General features: G+C 43.1%; 17 protein-coding genes and 1 pseudogene. 9 read left to right on the top strand and 9 right to left on the bottom strand.

What is annotated here, in order from left to right; genetic code table 11:
* Positions 1 to 158: 158 nt before the first annotated feature.
* Entirely contained in the window at positions 159 to 824 is a 666-nt protein-coding gene (locus tag NIE88_RS04240) for a YigZ family protein (protein WP_253059281.1), read from the top strand.
* Between the two features lie 257 nt (positions 825 to 1,081).
* Positions 1,082 to 2,233 carry an LCP family protein gene (locus NIE88_RS04235; RefSeq protein WP_253059278.1) on the top strand — a complete coding sequence of 384 codons (1,152 nt, stop codon included), beginning with the start codon at positions 1,082 to 1,084 and terminating at the stop codon, positions 2,231 to 2,233.
* A 563-nt stretch (positions 2,234 to 2,796) separates the two neighbouring features.
* Here the strand turns inward: NIE88_RS04235 and NIE88_RS04230 are convergent.
* Positions 2,797 to 3,852: a glycosyltransferase family 4 protein gene (locus tag NIE88_RS04230; protein ID WP_253059947.1), complete on the bottom strand. Its 1,056-nt coding sequence runs from the start codon at positions 3,850 to 3,852 to the stop codon at positions 2,797 to 2,799.
* 298 nt (positions 3,853 to 4,150) lie between these two features.
* Between NIE88_RS04230 and NIE88_RS04225 the strand changes: the two genes are divergently transcribed.
* The 3 genes from NIE88_RS04225 (at position 4,151) to NIE88_RS04215 (ending at position 7,566) form a co-directional block, all read left to right on the top strand.
* Entirely contained in the window at positions 4,151 to 4,891 is a 741-nt protein-coding gene (locus NIE88_RS04225) for a WecB/TagA/CpsF family glycosyltransferase (protein WP_253059275.1), read from the top strand.
* 95 nt (positions 4,892 to 4,986) lie between these two features.
* Complete coding sequence (locus tag NIE88_RS04220) at positions 4,987 to 6,249, top strand: aminopeptidase P family protein (protein ID WP_253059273.1); 1,263 nt, start codon at positions 4,987 to 4,989, stop codon at positions 6,247 to 6,249.
* Positions 6,250 to 6,417: 168 nt separating this feature from the next.
* Positions 6,418 to 7,566 (top strand): glycerate kinase, encoded by a 1,149-nt coding sequence (locus tag NIE88_RS04215; protein ID WP_253059271.1) that lies wholly within the window; start codon positions 6,418 to 6,420, stop codon positions 7,564 to 7,566.
* A 143-nt stretch (positions 7,567 to 7,709) separates the two neighbouring features.
* Here the strand turns inward: NIE88_RS04215 and NIE88_RS04210 are convergent, their stop codons facing one another.
* The 3 genes from NIE88_RS04210 to NIE88_RS04200 form a co-directional block, all read right to left on the bottom strand.
* The gene (locus NIE88_RS04210) at positions 7,710 to 7,847 is read right to left on the bottom strand and encodes a hypothetical protein (RefSeq protein WP_253059269.1); all 138 of its coding nucleotides are present in this window, start codon (positions 7,845 to 7,847) and stop codon (positions 7,710 to 7,712) included.
* Positions 7,848 to 8,107: 260 nt separating this feature from the next.
* Complete coding sequence (locus NIE88_RS04205; RefSeq protein ID WP_253059267.1) at positions 8,108 to 8,890, bottom strand: flagellar motor protein MotB; 783 nt, start codon at positions 8,888 to 8,890, stop codon at positions 8,108 to 8,110.
* Positions 8,887 to 9,720: a flagellar motor protein gene (locus tag NIE88_RS04200; protein WP_253059265.1), complete on the bottom strand. Its 834-nt coding sequence runs from the start codon at positions 9,718 to 9,720 to the stop codon at positions 8,887 to 8,889. The genes NIE88_RS04205 and NIE88_RS04200 overlap by 4 nt, the downstream gene beginning before the upstream one ends.
* Positions 9,721 to 10,127: 407 nt before the next feature.
* Between NIE88_RS04200 and NIE88_RS04195 the strand changes: the two genes are divergently transcribed.
* Positions 10,128 to 11,867: an HD-GYP domain-containing protein gene (locus tag NIE88_RS04195; RefSeq protein WP_253059263.1), complete on the top strand. Its 1,740-nt coding sequence runs from the start codon at positions 10,128 to 10,130 to the stop codon at positions 11,865 to 11,867.
* 67 nt (positions 11,868 to 11,934) lie between these two features.
* On the opposite strand, the gene NIE88_RS04190 is transcribed toward NIE88_RS04195, so the two are convergent.
* The 4 genes from NIE88_RS04190 to NIE88_RS04175 all read right to left on the bottom strand — a co-directional run bounded on the left by NIE88_RS04190 (position 11,935) and on the right by NIE88_RS04175 (position 17,223).
* Positions 11,935 to 12,846: an LCP family glycopolymer transferase gene (locus NIE88_RS04190; protein WP_253059261.1), complete on the bottom strand. Its 912-nt coding sequence runs from the start codon at positions 12,844 to 12,846 to the stop codon at positions 11,935 to 11,937.
* Positions 12,847 to 13,364: 518 nt separating this feature from the next.
* Positions 13,365 to 14,372: a tagatose-bisphosphate aldolase gene (lacD, locus tag NIE88_RS04185; RefSeq protein ID WP_253059259.1), complete on the bottom strand. Its 1,008-nt coding sequence runs from the start codon at positions 14,370 to 14,372 to the stop codon at positions 13,365 to 13,367.
* A gap of 327 nt (positions 14,373 to 14,699) precedes the next feature.
* Positions 14,700 to 15,980 carry an Nramp family divalent metal transporter gene (locus NIE88_RS04180; protein ID WP_253059945.1) on the bottom strand — a complete coding sequence of 427 codons (1,281 nt, stop codon included), beginning with the start codon at positions 15,978 to 15,980 and terminating at the stop codon, positions 14,700 to 14,702.
* Between the two features lie 211 nt (positions 15,981 to 16,191).
* Positions 16,192 to 17,223, bottom strand: coding sequence for a YkvI family membrane protein (locus NIE88_RS04175; RefSeq protein WP_253059257.1), 1,032 nt, complete (start codon positions 17,221 to 17,223; stop codon positions 16,192 to 16,194).
* A 278-nt stretch (positions 17,224 to 17,501) separates the two neighbouring features.
* On the opposite strand from NIE88_RS04175, the pseudogene NIE88_RS04170 reads away from it, so the two are divergent.
* Positions 17,502 to 17,642 (top strand): annotated as a pseudogene (locus NIE88_RS04170) (ribosome small subunit-dependent GTPase A); the annotation flags it as partial.
* Positions 17,643 to 17,811: 169 nt separating this feature from the next.
* A complete protein-coding gene (locus NIE88_RS04165; protein WP_253059256.1) occupies positions 17,812 to 18,345 on the top strand; it encodes a GNAT family N-acetyltransferase in 534 nt (177 codons plus the stop codon).
* Positions 18,346 to 18,397: 52 nt separating this feature from the next.
* Here the strand turns inward: NIE88_RS04165 and NIE88_RS04160 are convergent, their stop codons facing one another.
* Complete coding sequence (locus tag NIE88_RS04160; RefSeq protein WP_253059254.1) at positions 18,398 to 18,496, bottom strand: YjcZ family sporulation protein; 99 nt, start codon at positions 18,494 to 18,496, stop codon at positions 18,398 to 18,400.
* Between the two features lie 209 nt (positions 18,497 to 18,705).
* Here NIE88_RS04160 and NIE88_RS04155 point away from each other — a divergent pair, with 209 nt between their 5' ends.
* Positions 18,706 to 19,938 (top strand): aminopeptidase, encoded by a 1,233-nt coding sequence (locus tag NIE88_RS04155; RefSeq protein ID WP_253059252.1) that lies wholly within the window; start codon positions 18,706 to 18,708, stop codon positions 19,936 to 19,938.
* Positions 19,939 to 19,948 lie beyond the last annotated feature (10 nt).

The raw sequence follows: 19,948 nt of genomic DNA, 5'->3' as shown, positions 1-19,948 counted from the left end.
GTGTAATTGTTTGTCGAATGTAACTGTGTATTAATACATGCTTCTGGCTCACTTTGAATGAATGGCTCATCCTCCCCATTAACCAGCATCAAAGTCATACATAGACAGAAAATCTGGTTACAGTGTCGAATCGAAGGATTAAATGAAAGGAGCCGAAAATGCCATTAATTGCTTATGTTACAGTTGGAAAAGGTGTTCTGATTGAAACGGAGATCAAACGTTCCCGATTTATTTGTTCCGTTCATCCGGTAGAAACCGAGACCGACGCGGAACAATTCATTCAGAACATGCGCAAGGAACACTGGAAAGCCAATCATAATTGTTTTGCTTATATCATAGGAAAGAAACAAGAAATTCAAAAGGCGAGCGACGACGGCGAACCGAGCGGAACCGCAGGCGTTCCCATTCTGGATGTATTAAAGAGACGTGGTGTTTGTAATGTGCTCGTTGTGGTCACCCGTTATTTCGGCGGCATTAAACTCGGAACCGGTGGATTAATCAGAGCGTATGCCCATGCAGCCAGTGCTGGACTGAATGCTGCAGAGGTCGTGAAAAAAGTTCCATCCGAACAATGGACCGTGACTGTTGATTACCACCTGAGCGGCACACTGGAAAATAAACTGCGCGAATCTGCATACATCATTAAGAAGATCCATTACAGTGACAAAGTCAGTTTCGATTTGTACGCAAGTCAGGAAGACGGTCAGGCATTTCTGAATTGGGTGACCGATTTAACGAACGGTCAGGCAGAAACGAAGAAATCACACGAATTGTACTTAGAGGAGAAACTTCCAAATCCAAGCAATACGTCTAACAATGATTAAGTTCTGCCGCAGCCTGGCCTGTTGTTTGACGGACTTAATACAGACTACTCACTCTTCTTATCTCCGTTTTGCGAATTTTGCCGAAAAAGCACAGATTTTAGATTGATAGAACAGAAGTACTCAGGTAAAATAAATCTATTGTTAAAAGACATGACAATTGGCCTATATTTATATATTAAACGATATCCAGTGAAAAAAAGAACTACATTTGCATCTATCTGTGAAAGACTGAGAACCTGAAGGAGAATACGTCGAAGATGGCATTGAGCAGAACAGAAAATCAAAAGAAGAAAAAACATGGGAAACGTAAAGCAATTATCCTGACCCTATCAATTGTGCTTCTCATTCTAGTCGGAAGCGGCGCAGCATACGGCTATTATTTAACAAACAAGCTGGAAAATGTAACCAGCCATGCACAAAATAAACTGACGCGCGGCAATAAATCGAATCTTCGTTCGGAGAAAGTTGATCCTGTGAAGGATGATTTCTCTATATTATTCATGGGGATTGATAAACGAAAGAATGAACCAAGCCGCTCCGATGCACTTGTTTTAGCCACCTTCAACCATTCAACCAACGAGGTGCATATGGTCAGCATCCCACGTGACTCGAAAGTCCAGATTATTGATCCGACACACGCACGCGATTACGGTATTTCTAAAATCACACACGCGCATGCATACGGCGACGCCAATAACAACCAAGGCGCGGATTACACAATTGCCACCGTTGAAAATCTATTCAAGGTTCCGGTTGATTATTACGTCCAAGTAGATTTCGATGCATTCGTTAAGATCATTAATGCTCTTGGCGGTGTTGAAATGGACGTTCCTGTCGCGCTTCGCACGCAGAACAGCAAGGACAAAACAGGTAAAGACGCTATTGTTCTGAAACCGGGAAAACAGCTTCTGAACGGCGAGCAGGCTCTTTCTCTCGTTCGTAACCGCAAGTCACCGGGTGCAGGAGGAGACTTCGGCCGCGGTAAGCGTCAAATGGCGATGATTGAGGCAATTGTGAAAAAAAGTGCACAGCTTTCTTCTGTAACTAAATACAGTAAAGTCATTGATTCACTCGATAAAAACTTTGAAACGAATTTGACGTTCGGACAATTGCTCAGCCTACGTCAATATGCAGGATCCCTTTCGGAAATCAAAACACTTCAGTTAAAGGGTACAGATGATATGAGCTCTGGAGTATACTATTTTGCGCTTGACGATGATTATTTGAATAAAGTTCGTTCCGATCTTAAACAGCAGTTAAATTACCAGCCAACAGTCGAAAGCAGTGACAACGGCAGTGATTCCAAAAGCAGTGGGTCGGCAACGTCCGGTACATCAAGTGATCGTGAGGGCACCGATCATTCCGGACTGGCTGCCGAATCATCCGACGGTACGAGCAGAAATCAATAAAAAAAACATTTTGTTTGGAAGACGGTCACAAGCAAATGCTTGTGACCGTCTTTCATTTATTCGATAAATGGTAACATTTTTTGCAGAGAACCATTAAATATTTGAAAAAATTTTGAGTAGCTTAACACTCAAAATCGTTGTGTTCGGCAATATCGTAACAGATGAATGCCATAGATATGCTCTCTTTCAACTATTGGAAGTAACTTCTCAGGCAAATAGTAAATCCTCGCCGCGTTTTTTCAAACCAAGTGGAAACAGATTGAAGTAACTTCTTAGCGTTTAGATCCGACCTCAACATCGAAAATTCCTTGCATTGTTCGTTCGCCACTACCTGCGGTAAATTAAACAGCCATCACAAAGTTCATCCCAATAAGCTTCACTCGATAAACGGTCGCCGTGCGTACAGAGCCTCATTTACTTGTCCTTTAACCTTGAACATGCGCCGCAACGAATAAAGGACATTGTACACCTTTATTTACGAACCATACGGCCGTCTCTCTCCTTATCGAAACAAAAAAGCGACCTATTGGGCCACTCCTTTGTTTTCGATCCAGCTTAACTAATTATTTTACTTTAGCCATGCTAAGCAGGCGCTTGTACGTGTTCAGCAACGGCTTATAGTTTGCACTAACAAGACCAACGCCTTCCACAACCAGCTCGATAACGAGCATGACGCTGATGACGATAATCATGGAGCCAAGCAAAGTTGAGGTTGAAAACAGGATTGCCGCCAAAGCAAACATCGCGCTCATCCCGTAAATAAGAACCACAGTCTGGCTCTGCGTGAATCCATAACGAAGCAGACAATGATGAAGATGCGACTTGTCCGGCGCCGTTAACGGTTTTCTGTTTACCAATCGGCGGATGATAGCAAACAAAGTATCGGAAATCGGAACCGCCAAAATAATGATCGGTACAACAAGTGAAAACAAAGTAACGTTTTTAAAGCCAAGTAATGCAAGAACAGAAATGATATAACCAAGAAAGTAACTGCCGGTGTCTCCCATGAAAATCTTCGCCGGATGAAAATTATAAGGCAGGAAGCCCAGCGTACTTCCAAGCAGGATCGCGCTGACCGTAAAAACAAACAGGTTGCCTTCTGTCAACGATAACCCGGCAATCGTTAAAAGCACAATGCTCGATACACCGACAGCCAAGCCATCAAGCCCGTCAATGAGGTTAATTGCGTTCGTAATACCCATAATCCAAAGCAGAGTCAGCGGAATACTGAGCCAGTACAAATGCAGCACACCGTTAAACGGAAGATTTATAAATGTGACGCTGATTCCGCTATTAACAATGACTAGAGCAGCGAAAAAGTGAGCCACAATCTTCACCTTTGGCGACAGCGAGTACATGTCATCCAGTACGCCCGTGATAATGATAATTACACTGCCAATGATCAGCGGCAATGTAAAGCTGCTGTCCGGCCACATAATCAACATGCCGATCATAAAGGCCAAGTAAATAGCCAAGCCGCCCATTCGCGGCATTATTTTTTTGTGTACTTTGCGGGCGTTCGGAAGATCGGTCGCGCCAATGCGAATCGCCAGTTTCCTAACAAGAGGTGTCAAAGCAACCGCAGCAAGAAAACAAATCAGGAACGTCACATAGACCATCATTTCAGCCCGCCCTTATCAATAAATTCGGATTCGTGTCTAACATAGGTTAGCAATCTTTAAAGCTTTCTTATACGGAATTATAACACATTGTAAAGACAATGCCACAGATAATTTAACAATATCGATACAAACAACACAATCCGTTAAAATTAGTTTACAATATTAGAGGCACCGACCATCAAATTCGGTATTTTTTTGATGATTCAAGTAACGTTCGGAATTCCTAATAGGATTAAAAAAATAGAAAAGGGAAAAATGAATCAGATTGTTTCACTCTTAAGGATGGGATTAACCTATGAATGAAAAAAAACAAGTCGGTACGATTCGTATGAATGACTTTCACACGAAACAAGATTTTGCGGATGTATTTACTGGCCGCATTATGAACCATAAACCCATGAATTTATATTTTCTAAATGACCACGGTTATAATATTGCTCAAAAAGACCGCGATTATAACGAAATCCTTAATCGGGCGGATTACTTACTTAATGATGGGATCGGTATCAAATTAGGAGCGAAGCTTTGGGGCGTCACTCTGGGAGAAAATTTGAACGGAACGGATCTTATTCCCCTGCTGCTGCGAAAATGTGCGGAGAACCATTGGTCAGTATTTCTGCTCGGATCGGCGCAGCATATCGTTCAAACCGCATCACAGAAATTAACAGAGCAACTGCCGAATTTAATGATTGCCGGAACACATGATGGCTATTTTTCATCAGATGCGGAAATTGTTGCAGAGATTAATCAATCAGGTGCTGATATTCTGCTTGTCGGCATGGGCATGCCCCTACAAGAAAAATTTATTGACCGCAACTCCGACTCTCTAAAACCATTAGCCCGAATCGCTGTTGGTGGCTTTATCGACTTCGCATCCGGTGTCAAGCCAAGAGCACCGAAGATCATGCGTCAACTGAATCTTGAATGGTTGTTCCGCATGGTGCTGGAACCGCGAAGAATGTGGAAACGTAATGTAGTTGGACATGCCCAGTTTTTCTCAAAAGTTATTTGGCTGAAATGGAAGCATAATCGCTAAATGGAAAATGCCGGATCAAGAAGTTGTGCACACAACTTCTTTGTACCTAATGATAGAATGGTAATGGACAAACAATTGACGAAAGAAGGATCCGCATGGAAAAAAGCTTTTTTATTCAGAACCGTAAGAAACTTTATGAAACCTTAGAAGATCAATCGCTGACTGTTCTTTTTGCCGGTGAGGCTGCACATCAATCGGCAGATGAAAGCTATCCTTTCTACCCCAACCGTAATTTCTACTACATGACCGGCATTGCCGAGCCCAAGGTTATTTTCGCTGCTGCAAAATTTGGCGGTAAAATTGAAGAAACACTGTTTATTGAGCGTGCCGATCCTTGGATGGCCAGATGGGTTGGCGAAACCATTACGCCTAATGAAGCCCAAGAAGCCTCAGGTGTTCAGAATATTGAACTTCTGGATAAATTTTACAGTTATATCCGTTCACAAATGGACAGTCGTGTGTATCATCATTTGTATGCAGACCTTGAGACGAAATCATGGGAATTTCCTGCAAAGCCCTCGAATAAGTTTGCGGCGGAATCCTCTGTTTCCTATCCCTATTTAAGCATTCACAACCTTTATCCGGTCATCTGTACGTTCCGCCTTGTTAAAACATCTGAGGAAATTGAATTAACACGAACCGCCGGAAAAATCACTGCGGACGGGATTAAAAATGTGCTTGCAAACGCAAAACCGGGCATGAAAGAATACGAGTTGGAGGCCTATTTCAACTTTGTCTTAAAAAGCCGCGGCTGTACGGAGTTTGCTTTCCCTACCATTCTCGCCAGCGGATTCAATGGTACCGTTCTTCACTATTCGGCAAACACAGGAACTGCCGCTGATGGAAGTTTGGTATTGCTCGATCTTGGTGCACAGTACAATTATTATAATGGCGACATCAGCTATACCTTTCCTATAAACGGAAGATTTACACCTCGCCAAAAAGTAATCTATGACATTGTTTTACGCTGCAACCAAGAAATAACAAAAATGGCAAAGCCGGGCGTTGCATTCATGGAACTGAACCGATTTACAATTGAGTTTTACACTGAAGAACTCATGAGAATCGGCCTGATTAAAACGCCCGAGGAATTGCGCAAGTATTACTTCCACGGAGTCAGCCATTCACTCGGGCTGGACACACATGATGTCGGTCCCTATCGCGAGATGGAGCTGATTCCCGGTGAAATCATCACGAACGAACCAGGGTTGTATATTCCTGAAGAAAGCATTGGTATCCGCATCGAGGACGATTTGCTGATCACAGAAGATGGTTCTGAAGTACTAACGACCGGTCTGCCGCGTACGACCGATGAAATTGAAGCCTTCATGGCAGAAAACAATCGTCATCTAAACTAATCTTTTTTAGTCATGAAGAGATTCCGATAAATAGGACGGAATCTCTTTTTTATGGAAATAATTTGTCTTATTTTGTCATTTCCCCGGAAATAATCCTGTTCCAAATCATAGGAATCACTGAATCTGTTACAATGAAGAAAAAGATCTTTGACAAAGGAAGGATACGGGATGAAACAGAAAAAAATAGTTATCGCACCGGATTCATTCAAGGAAAGCCTATCCGCACTTGAAGTTGCTCAATCGATCCAGGAAGGGCTTCATAAAGTGTGGCCGGATGCGGACTATGTTCTCGTTCCTATGGCTGACGGCGGAGAAGGGACTGTCCGTTCCCTCGTTGATGCATTAAACGGAGAATTGATCCATAAACAAGTAACCGGTCCGCTTGGCGAGCCCACAGAAGCATTTTATGGATTAATCAATGATAACCATACAGCAGTGATTGAAATAGCTGCGGCTGCGGGCCTTGAGCATTTAAAGAAAGCGGAACGTAATCCGCTCATCGCGACAACTTATGGTGTTGGAGAGTTGATCCACTCAGCTATGGATCATGGTGCTCGCCACATCATTCTCGGACTAGGCGGAAGCGCAACAAACGATGGAGGTTGCGGCATGGCGCAAGCTCTAGGTGCTCGTCTTCTTGATGCCGAAGGACAAGAACTTTCTGCCGGAGGATCAGCATTAATTCACTTGGACACTATTGATTTGTCTGGACTTGATCCGAGGCTAAAAGAGGTCCGGTTTGAGGCCGCGACCGACGTCACAAATCCGCTAACCGGATCTAAAGGTGCCTCTGCAATTTTCGGTCCGCAAAAAGGAGCGGATCCAGACGAAGTCATCCGGTTGGATCAGGCACTTGCAAGATTTGCTATGATTGTGAGGCGCGATCATAAATCTGAGATCGAAACTGTCCCTGGAAGCGGCGCAGCAGGCGGCCTAGGCGCCGGTGCATTCTTTTTCTTAAACAGCACCATCCATCCGGGCATTGAATTGGTAATCAAAGAATCAGGACTTGAGGAGAAAATCTCCGATGCTACGCTCGTGATCACCGGAGAAGGCAAAATTGACGGGCAAACGATTTTTGGAAAAACACTGATCGGCGTCGCGAAATGCGCGAAAAGGCATTATGTTCCTGTGATTGCATTTGCCGGATCTTTGGCAGAGGGCAGTGAATCTGTTTCCGAACATGGAATTGATGCCTTATTTTCGATTGTTCCGGGTATTGTGTCACTCGATCAGGCATTAAAAGACACACGTGTCAACCTGATACGTACTGCCGCTAATATTGCTCGTGTTTGGCAAATCGCTCAAAATAAGTAAATCTTAAAACAAGCGACAACACAAGAAAACAGCTTGATCCCCGCTTCTCTGCTTTTTCTCATTTTACAGTTCAATGGTCTACCACACCCTAAAAAATCACCGGTGAGCATAAAAAGTTCACCGGTGATTTTATACAAATTACATTATTTAAGCCGCCATTGCTTGCTTACATGGTCAATCCCAATCTTCAGACCGGTCGTATTCATCGTGTATCCGTCATCATCGACGGCATCCGCACGCTTTGGCCCTTCCTTTGGCCATTCAGATAAATAGTTCAGCACCGACAGCTTTTGTTGCTCATTGCCGCCTGCAATCTACTTATCGTCTTAATTCGGTCCAATTTATGATCCTAATACCGTTTGCCTCCAATCACACTCATAAGGCAAAGCACACAAACCAGGATCAGCCAGATTTTTCTCACTTACCCCCGCCCTCAACTCTATACCATTATGTATGTTGAGAAATTCCTCATGCATTAAATATATCGGTTGGCGTATAATGATGCAATCATTTATCAGGTAAATCAATCTTTTCAATACTTTTAATCGAAATCCTGCTTCTCTTCACGAATGACGACAATATTCACACGGCGATTCATTGCTTTGTGCGTCGGTGTATCGTTTTTTACAACCGGCCGGTATTCGCCATATCCGACAAAGTGCATGCGTTTCGGTGCAAGACCGTCTTTATGAATCAAATAATTCATGACGGTTTGTGCCCGAAGACCGGATAGTTCCCAATTTGAACGAATGGTTCCGCCTTGATTGCGAAATGGAGTATTGTCCGTATGCCCTTCAATACTGACTTCATTCGGCACACTATTAAGAATGTCGCCGATTCGTGTCAATATTGCTTCAGCATTTTTCTTCAAATCAGCTTTCCCAAGATCAAAGAGAATTTTTTCACGAAACGTAAGCTGCACACCCCGCTGCGTTTCCGTAAGCGACACATCCGGACTTAAATGGTTGTCCTTGATGTATTTATCCAGCTGCACGTACAGAGCATCAAGTTTCTTTCTGTCCCTTTGTTTTTCCGAGTCACTAATAGACTGCGATTTTTTGACCAATGGCACACTCGGCTTTGTCTGTCCCTTGTCCGCACTCGGATAACCGATTCCCTGAAGAATCGAATCACCTTGAAATGAGGATTTCAGTGATGAGACAAGCGCATTAAATTTCTGGTTTTCAATGCTGCTCATCGAAAACATGACGATGAAAAAGACTAACAAAAGAGTGATCAAATCCGAATAAGTGACAAGCCAACGCTCCGAATTCTGACTCGATTCCTCCGGCCTGGAGTACCGTTTTTTTCGTGGCTTGCTCATAACTGACCCACTTCTTGGAATGCCTGATCCGCATTTACACTGCCGGATCTGCTCGTCAGTTTCTGTTCAACCTTTCGGCATTCCTCCTCTGTCAGGAATGCATAAAGCTTTTTCTTCAAAATCATTGTGCTTTCTCCATATTGAATCGACAGTATTCCTTCGGTTTTCAATTGACGGATTAATACATCACCGGCTAACTTGTTTCTTATCTTCGTGTAGATAGGTAAATAAATCACGTTCGCACTGCCTACACCATAAAGGGTCGCGATAAACGCGACCGCAATGGCCGGTCCGAGCGCCGCGGCATCTTCCAGGCTGCCAAGGACATGGACAAGTCCCATAACGGTTCCGATAATGCCCATGGTCGGCGCGTAGCCGCCCGCAGATTCAAAAATTTTGCCAATGGAGAGAATCTTTTGTTCGTAGAGTTCAATGTCTCGATTCAATATGTCGTCGATAACGTCCGAGTCTACACCGTCGACGACCATCTGAATGCCGTTGGACATAAACGCATCATTTTCAAACTTCCGCTGTTCGCCTTCCAAAGCAAGCAGGCCCTCACGTCTGGAGATATTCGCCAGATTAATTAATTCAACAATTGTATCATCCTGACGTTCTTTAGGTTTTGTAAATGCATATCTTAAAATAAATGGAGTTTTTGCCAGAATCTTTCCCGGAAAACTGACGACCACCGCTCCGATTGTGCCTCCGACAACAATCAGGAAAGCAGTAACTTTTAATAACGCAACTAACTCTCCGCCTTCAAGTAAAAATCCAACAATTAAAGATAGCAATCCGACCAGCAAGCCGATGACTGTTGCCACATCCATGTAAGTCAACCCTTTCCGCTGCTCTAATACCATTCCTATTCTTTATCGGCTGTTTCCGCGTCGAATTAAAGTAGTTTCTTAAATTCAGTGCGGCAAACCTATGAACGGTTCCGAATCGATAGGCAATTATACCTAATCCAATAAATTTCAAGTAAATGGATCATAAGACCCCAATCTTACTAGTGAGAAGTTCAGACGTATATGCGTACCAAACAATTTTCACTTCCGTTTTTTTACATATCTTGTTAAAATATTACTTGTAACTTATTGTCGAAATAGTACCAATTAAAGGCAGTCTCTCTATTTTAAAAATGGGAACTGCCCCTTGTTATGAATATCGCGTTAATCCGGATACCGCAAAACACATCCTACTTTCCAGAGTTATTGAACAGGAGTGAACGGCACCTATGCCCAAGGTCATAAAGCTTGAGAAATTGAAGGACGGAAACATTCTCGCCAAGGATATTTACATAAATTCTTCTGTTCTCTTTCGAACAGGAATGCTGATCACTTCTGAACTCATTAATTATCTTAAAAGAAAAAAGGTGCCTTCCGTCGCCATTTTCGACGGTCCCTCGATCGCACCATTTCGAAACCTATTTACACCGAAGTCACTAATGCCCGCTCATGAACGTAAAGAACTTACGGAGCGTTTTCAAAATGAAATGACGCAAATCGCCGATGAATTACGCTACGGAAGAATTTTGCATTCTGAAGCTTCGTACCGATGGCTCCATTCTCTTTATTTGAAATTCTACTCAAATCCGACTGTTCGTTTTCTATTAGATTGCCTGAAACAATGGGATCCGATTTGCTATATTCATTCACTTGACGTATTTGTATTAACAAGCCTTTACTTTAAGCATGTTCATTGGCCGGTCAGTCAGGAATTCCTTCTTGGCTGCCTGCTGCATGATATCGGCAAACTTTATACACCAATTGAGATCTTGTTAAAAACAGGGAAACTCACTCAGCGTGAATATGAGAAAATAACGCAGCATCCCGTGGATGGCTATCAATTACTCGAGCAAATGAAATTTCCAGAAGAAACATGTCGAATTGCCCGTTCTCATCATGAACGGTTAAACGGCAGTGGTTATCCTGATCATCTGCACGTGAAATCGTCCGACCGCGATCTCAAATTAATGATGATTGTTGATGTCTATTCAGCATTGACTTTAATCCGTTCCTATCGAAAACCGATGCACACAACAAAAGCAATGCAGATCATTCTGAATGACAGTCATAATAATGATTTATTTGATTTAAAAATCTGTTATTTATTTATCAACTTCATACATATATTCCCTCCTGCGACCCGCGTTTTACTGACAAACGGTGACAAAGGCATTATTCTCGCTAATTCGTCGGGTTCAGACATCCTACCGCATGTTAAGCTTGAGAACAGCGGCAAGGTGATCCAATTGCCAAGTGACTTGTCTGTTACTGTCGAAACAATCACCAGCTGGGACAGCAGAGAAATGGTTTTGCAGGCAAAGCAGACCTGGAATGATTACATCAAGTATTTAATCGATGGCGACAGTGTCAAAGCAGTTGATTGTCTCGACGCACTTTCCGACGGTATGCGTATCGAAGATGTATTTGTAAAACTTTTTGAGCGTTCTTTGGATGAAGTACAAAAGGGGTGGTTATTGAATCGTTTTGTCGAAGCAGAATATATGGTTGCTGCTTTCACGATCTTAAGATTGCTCAGTTGGAAAATGCTGAAAATAACGCACCAGCTTCCGAATACCGAAATGGGCAAGATTGTCATCGCAAATTTGGAATCGTTTAATGGGCTGACTCGAACAAAATTAATGGATGATCTTTTTACAATCAGCGGATGGAAAACCGATTTTCTTCCTGAAATCAGTGAAATAGATATAGTGCTCGATCAAATTCAAAGGAAACAGGCGAATTATCTCGCTGTTTTATGTACAAACAGGCATTCCTCTGTCCTTTTTGATTTACTGAAGCATCTAAGGAGCAAGTTTCCTAATTTGATGATCTTTATCCTTGGAAACCAAGAAAAACTCGCACAGAACCCGCAAAAAAACAGGTTATTGGTCAGCACAAATCTGAGTGAACTGATCACCAACATGAAACCTTGTTTGTCCAAAAAAGGGGCGCATGATTTTTATAAATAAAAAAGCGGGGAATCTGAACCATGACTGCTCAAGACCTCCCACTTTTCATATCGTTTCAATAAAAGTTTTAGTTATTTAACTGTTCGTTAATCATATCATGAACGCGTTGCTTTTCAGCAGAACCAACAACAAGATAATAAATTCCGTTAATTTTCTGCCCCTGTCCTTTTACTTCATAATCAATGGAATGCTTGCGCGCATCACGATAATTAAATGCGAGATTTTTCATGTCATCAAAAGTCAGGTTCGTCTTTACATTGCTGCCAAGAGCATTGAGAATCTGTGAATAACGGGATACTGATGATACATTAGCCATCTTATTGACAATAGCCATGATTACATCACGCTGTCTCTGATTTCGTCCGAAATCTCCTTGCGGGTCAAGATGGCGCATCCGGACATAGCCCATTGCTTTTGCCCCCGTATCCAAGGTAATATTGCCACGTGCGTAATGATAACCCTTCTTATAGTAGCCTTCATCCTGCCAGTCCAATTTATTATTCACTGTAACTCCGCCGACCGCATCAACAAGGTCGCTCATGCCTTCCATGTTAATCTTTATGTAGAAATCAAATGGAATATCGCCAACAAATTTTTCTACCGTATCTTCCGCCATTTTTATACCGCCGTAAGCGTACGCTGCGTTAATTTTATCCATTGATCCGCGGCCAACAATTTCTGTTCGCGTATCACGCGGAATGGAAATCATCTGCATCGTGTCTGTCGTCGGATTTAATGTCGTTGCGATAATGGTATCCGAACGTCCTCGGTCTCCTTTGCGTTCATCGACACCAAGCAAAAGCAGACTAATTGCTTTTTTCTTAGTGATCGCATCGTGGTTGCCCTTGCCTCCGGCTGTCTCATACATATCGCCGGCCGTCGACGCGACCGAGTGATACATCCACCATACATAACCTGCTCCTGCTGCAAAAAGTACCACAATAATGCTGCCGATCGTCAGTAAAATTTTCTTTTTCATGATCTCTTCCCTTTTTCTCATAGATTCATCTTAGTTATTGAGCACTGCTTGTATCGGCACACCTCGAACGATTTATCTTTTTTCTTAGTCGCAGAGCTGAACTTATACAGAAATCATAACATGCCCTTTCGCTGATGTGAACATTTTCCTAGTTACGTAATTCTTATCGAAAGATATTTTTCGATATCTATTTAAGAAATGAGGGGTCAGTGATCATTTTTTGACCCATAACAAAAGCTTGCCAATGTACCTCTGCGTTGTGCACCGGATGCGCACAAAATTAGCGGAAGTTCCCTATTCTTTTTCAAGGAAACTCTTTTTGAGCAAGCGCTTCGATTCCGTTTTCTTCCCTAAGCATTCGCTAATCCTCTCTCTTTAATAGAAAACCTTATTTTATCAGGTCTTCGGTGAACAATTATGCCTGTACCGGACCACTTAATCTTAATTTTGCCCTATTTTGATGCAAAAAAAGCGCAACGGAATAATTCCGCCGCGCTTCTTATTCAAGAATCAATAAATTAACCAACGACTTCGATCTTGTCTTTGCCGCCAAATTTTTCATACCAAGGAGTTGCGTTTTCAGCAAGAATTGCGTTGAGTTCTTCAACATTTGCCCTGCCTTGTGTGCGAAGCCATTCAACAGCGCCTTTTTCTCCGCCCTTACCGTAAGCTTCAACGCCGTCACGCCATGTCGCGCGGCCACAAAGTACACCATTGTACTTAGCACCTGCATCGTGGGCGAATACGAGTGTCTTTTGGAAGAGTTCGGTTGAAACGCCTGCGCTCAGCCAGATGTAAGGGATCGTCGTTGCTTTGTCTACTTCGAGGAAGTAATTCTTTGCTTCTTCAGCAGTATAAACAGGAGCATTTTCACCAACGCCTTCAACACGGCTCATGTCAACAGGAACTTCCAATTTCAGAACGTCGATGCCGTAGCGTTCTTGTGTAAAGACCTTGATCGAGTTAAGAACTTTCTGAGGTTTAACTTTTGCATATTCTTCTTTGTCCGTAATCTTTTCGTCATAAGTTACGATTTCGAAGAACAGCGGAATATCTTCTGCTTTACATTCAGAACCAATGCGTTCTACGAATGCCTTCTTAACATCGTTGATTTCATCAGATTCATCCGGATCAAAGTACACGAGCAGTTTAACAGCAGTGCCGCCGCTTTCTTTGATGCGTTTAACAGACCAGTTAGGGAGAAGGTCAGGAATACGGCCAGGCTCCGTAGCGTCATAGCCTGTTTTTTCATATGATGTCAGCAGACCGCAAGAAGCTGCGCGTGCTTTGCCAGCAGGAATACCATATTCAGGATCAAGCAGAATTGCACTTGCATATGGAGTTAATTCTTTAGATACAAGCGTTTTGAAATCCGCCAGTTCTTCAACCGTAGCATCTTTGCCCTGCGCTGCACCGATCATTCTCTTCAAAGAACCGCGTTGGTCGATTGCGAGTGCGGCAATAACGCCGTTTTTGTCGGACAACTGTTCGAGGAATTCAAACTTGCCTTTGGAAATTTTAACCATTACCAATAACCTCCAGAAAAATTTATTGGACAACTAAATCTGTCCGCTCTTATCAATAACGACAAACAACCGCTGCACCTTCATCAGGTGGCCTATCGTTTTTATCTCACAAACTTCATTTTACGTCATTTTCCGTCATAAAGTCAATTTCACAAATTCAATAATCCTGTGAACAAAAATTTTTCTTTTCACCATTTATTCTTAGTAGATTAAAAGCGATAAATGAATGCAAATAAATAGCTGTCTCTCTAAAAAGTTCAAAATTATTTTTAAGTAATTGTTGCTTTACCCTGTATGATTTAACTCGTACCTGATAGAAAACAAAATCTAGCCAAAGAATGTTTGATAGAGCAGAAAAAGATTTAGAAAAATAACGACAACCGCAATACACCAGGCTGTGACTGTTGTCAGCTTATGATTCACGAGTTTGTCCATGAGTGCTTTATTACTGGTGAACACAATAAGTGGGATAATCGCCAGCGCAATACCGAACGACAAGACAACCTGGCTCATGACCAATGCTTTGGTCGCGTTTGCTCCGGATAGGATCAGGATGAGCGGCGGCAGCATCGAGCAGACACGGCGCAGGAAAACCGGAATCCGTTTATGAATAAAGCCTTGCATCATAATATCGCCCGCAAGTGTTCCTACTGATGAACTCGACAAGCCTGCGGACAGCAAGCCGACACCAAACAAGACGCCGGCGATTGGTGCGATATAATTGCTGAATCCATGAAAAGCGACGGTTAAATCATCGATGACTTCTTTACCGAAGAATGTAGACCCTGCCACGGCAAGCATAATTGCGTTAATCACACCTGCGATAACCATCGCAATAAGAATATCAATCAATTCAAAGCGGAAAATCTTCTTGCGTTCTTCCGCATTCCGTCCAATAACGCGTCTGCAGGTAAGTCCTGAGTGCATGTAGATCGCATGCGGCATGACTGTGGCCCCGAGAATTCCTGCGGCAAGTAACACGCTATCGGTTCCTTGAAATTGGGGAACAAAGCCTTGAACAAATGGCTTAAATTCCGGTAATGCAAAAAATATTTCCAGACTGAATGCGATCACAACAATAAAAACCATTAAGGCGATGACCATTTCAAGCGGCCTGAATCCTCTGACTTGAAACGTGAGAATGAGCAGTGCACAAATCGCTGTCAAAATCGCAGATGGAATCATCGGCAAACCAAAAACAAGATGGAAACCAAGTGCCGCACCAATAAATTCAGCGAGATCAGTCGCCATGATCATGATCTCTCCCTGAATCCAATAAAAGATCGAAACCTTTCTCGGCCAACGGTCACGAATAATTTCAGGCAGATTGTGCGAGGTCGCAATGCCAATTTTAGCGGACAGTGTCTGAATGAGAATGGCCATTAGATTAGAGGCGACCACTACCCACAGCAGCAAATAACCAAATTGCGAGCCTGCCTGAATATTTGTTGCATAATTGCCCGGATCAATATAAGCGACTGCTGCGATGAATGCAGGGCCGATAAATGGAAGCATTTGTCTCCATCCCTTTACCCCTCCGACAGCTTGATCATATGATTGCGGGTGCGGTTCAGAACTGACAGAACTAGAAGATTGTCTTTTGTTCATAGTCTTTTGTTCAAATTGGTTCAGTCCGGTCACCTGTTGTTCTTGATCGGACATGACACTCCTCCTTTTCACTCAGCGAACATAAGTTTCTCTTGTGAAACTTATGCATCTATCAATAACCTACTTTATTCTTCTGCATAATGCAACTAGTTTTTACTCAAAAATAGCTCATGTAAAAATTTTATTTCAGGAAAAAACATTTTTTACATGATTAACGTTTTTTTTCAGGAAGACGTACGAAACACATATAAATGAAAACCACGGCACAAAGTGCGCCATAAAGAGGATAAAGTGTGGATATGAGCGTTGCATAACCGAATTGTCCAATAAGAAAGGTACAAGTGACCAGAGTAAGCATCGCAAATCGAATGGAAAATACTGTTGGAAACACGCTGTGCAGCTGACGAGTCAGGCCAAAAATATTGCCCACAAAAGTAGTCAGTATTTCTCCGAAAATAACGCAAATAAATGCCGCATGCATTAATGTTCCAAGCGGACGTACCATTTCTGCCATCGGCAATTCAAACAAGCTGATGTCGGACTTTCCGAGCATCATGAGATGGGACATAATCAGAATAATTGCAAGTCCACATCCCCCAAGAATACCGCCAAGGCGGATCACCCGTTCATCTTTAAACTCCTTCGTCATCGGTACAAGTACAATGAGCGCTGTAGAAAGATTAAATGCGGAGTAATTAAATGCAGAAAGCAGCCAGTGAATATGACTGGATTCAGAAAAAAGTTGGGTACCGGCTTTATTTATCCAAAAAGTAATCAGCACGAAACTGACCAGAAGAGGTACGACCAGCATGTTGATAAACAGCAGGCCCCGAACACCTCGAACAAGAAATAGAACGCCTATTATAAGCGCGAACGCGATGCCGAATTGCCGGTTCCATCCCAGCTGTTCGCCAAAGACCGCCCCGGCCCCGGCCAGCATCACACCGGTCATTCCCAATAGGATAAAGAACAGCAGTGCTTGAATCACATTCCCGATTCGTTCACCGAATAGAGCAGAAAGAAGTTCATTAAAAGAATAAGCGTCTAATCGTTTCGCATACAGCATCATTTTCGTTCCAATCCATGTCATGAATGCGCCGCTTAGGATTGCACCAAGCGTACCAAACGCTTGATATTGAGTGAAAAATTGAATGATTTCGCGACCAGAGGCAAATCCGGCACCGACAACGGTCCCGATAAACGTTGACGCGACTTGCACGATGCCAATCAACTTATTCTTCATCTGATCGACCCTCTCTGATCCCGTTATGCTCGTTTTCTACTTCTCATCTTATGCGCAGCTTGTCCCGTCCATGCCTTTCTCCATTTCTTTTATAAAAGCTATGAAGGGGATCATGTTTTATGACAAATAGCATATGTACTACCGCATGCAATCTCATTGTCGCGTGCCGCCGTTTTCAACACGATCTGAACGTTGAACTGACGATTTGAGATCGGAGACCTTTCACAGGGCAGCTCCATTTTTGCGAAGGACCATGTGGACAGTCTTTTTTAATACCAAAAGCAGCAGGCGTAACTACTGTGGAACAAATGGTCACCGCTAATATTGATACCGTCTTCCTTGTCATGGCATTGAATCATGATTTTAATATCCGCAGATTGGAGCACTATTTCACGATGACTTGGGAGAGCGGCGCGAACTTCTTAAAGAAAAAGATTCATATGACCTGCGCCGCTATCGCTGACACCTCCGAATAGAAAGTCAAAGAGCCTTCGTTGCTGATTTTATGGAAACGAAGGCCTTTTTGTTTTATGTTAAAATAGAAATGACCCACTAGAAAACAGATCATCAGTTTATGGAGGCCACAAGTTGGATCACAAATTAGCACCGCTGAAAACGATTGATTTTGATCTGTTTTATCATTTAATGAAACGTTCGTTCCCAAGTGCAGAATTTCGTCCGCGCAGTAAAGAACGCCAACTTTTAAACCAAGCGAATTTTACCGTTTTAACCCGTTATGATTTATCTGGGAAAAAGATTGACGGATTTATTGCAGAATGGTCATTCAGCGATTTTCTTTTTCTAGAACATATCGCCGTTGATCCTAACTTGCGCGGACACGGGATCGGATCGAAAATGCTCTGTAATTATCTTGAGCAAGCGAAAAAGCCGGTGCTGATTGAGGTTGAAGCACCGACTACCGATCTTGCAGTTCGCCGTATTCGCTTTTACAAACGGTTGGGATTTTCGCTCAGCTCGTTCGGTTATGTTCAGCCGGATTTAGGGCAAGCCGGGGATCACATTGACTTGCTCCTAATGCAGTACCCGAACCTCCTGACCGAGGATAAATTTAAGCAGCGAAAAAAAGAAATCTTCCAATCCGTCTATGGAGGAGAGAGCTGAAGATTATGTACAAAAAATCGGCCCGGGGACACAGCCGGCCCGATTTTTTGTTTTAATAAGCCCACGACGCGCCAATGATAATTAAGAGAATAAACAACACAACCACCAACGCGAAGCCTGAGTTATATCCGAATCCTTCTGAAGCACCCATGATCCTCATCACCTCCACTTGATTTTCCTTACTATCTTATGCGAATGGCTCAATTCGTTTCGCCCGTTTTTTTTATTTAATTTTTGCTTTGCTTGCGGTGTCAGCATGCTGAACTGAAAGGACTGTGATAGAATGGCAGTGATTGTGCCGACACTGTTCATTTACTGATCAATCGGCATGGAACGGATCTTAAAATGGAGGCTTGCTACATGGAAAATTTCGAAACATTGCTGGATCATTATGCTGACATCACCGTTACTATCGGTCTTAATGTGCAAAAAAATCAGGATGTCATGATCTTTGCGCCCATTGAATCGCCGGAATTTGTGCGGAAAGTGGCACGAAAAGCTTACCAAGTTGGTGCGCGGCATGTGTACGTTGACTGGACTGACGAGCAATTGACCCGATTGAGGCTCGACTTGGCGTCCCAGAAATCATTAAGCGAGTTTCCCGAGTGGCGCGCCCATTCATTTCAGGAACTCGCTGATCAAAATGCGGCGTTTCTCTATATCTATTCGCCAAATCCGGAATTGCTTGCAGGAATAGATCCTCAGCGCGTGGCCGCAGCACAGAAAGCAGCTGCTACGGCCAACAAACAATTCACAAACGATAAAAGCAGTGCAAAGGTAAGCTGGACAATTGTCTCGATTCCAACCGCAGCCTGGTCGGCTAAAGTATTTCCTGGCATGGAAGCATCCGAAAGAACCGATGCGCTTTGGCGGCAAATTTTCAAAATCACACGAGCGGATAAGGAAGATCCTGAAGCTGCGTGGGAACTCCATATCCAATCACTGACAGATAAGCTGAATTATTTCAATCGAAAACGATTCAAAAAGCTGCACTACTCTGGACCGTGCACTCAATTAACAATTGAGCTTCCGACAGAACATCTTTGGATCGGCGGCGGAATGTCCAATGATCAAGGCACCCCGTTTCAGCCGAATATACCGACCGAAGAAATCTTTACAATGCCGCTCAAAACTGGGGTTAACGGTACTGTTTCAAGTACAAAACCATTGAATTACGGCGGAAATTTGATTGACAACTTCTCCGTGACGTTTAAAAACGGCAGAATTGTTGATTACAAAGCGGAACACGGATTGGAAACGCTGAAACAAATTATTGAGACTGATGAAGGTTCGCACTACCTTGGTGAAGTTTCACTCGTTCCGCACCATTCACCCATTTCAGAAACCAATCTTATCTTTTACAACACATTGTTTGATGAAAATGCGTCCTGCCATTTAGCGATCGGTCATGGATTCCCATTTAATTACCGCGGCGGACGCAAAATGTCTGAAGAAGCGCTCGCAGCAGCGGGAATGAATCAAAGCCTTACCCATGTTGATTTCATGGTTGGCTCCGGTGAACTGAATATCGACGGAGAAGCAGCAGATGGTGAGATGACACCAATTTTCCGTAAAGGTAATTGGGTGATCTGAGTCAAATTCA

The organism is Sporolactobacillus shoreicorticis (assembly GCF_024125445.1).
In the GTDB taxonomy this organism is placed as follows: Bacteria; Bacillota; Bacilli; order Bacillales; family Sporolactobacillaceae; genus Sporolactobacillus; species Sporolactobacillus shoreicorticis.
The sequence above is the reverse complement of the archived record's forward strand: the minus strand, read 5'-3'. Positions and strand labels throughout refer to the sequence as shown.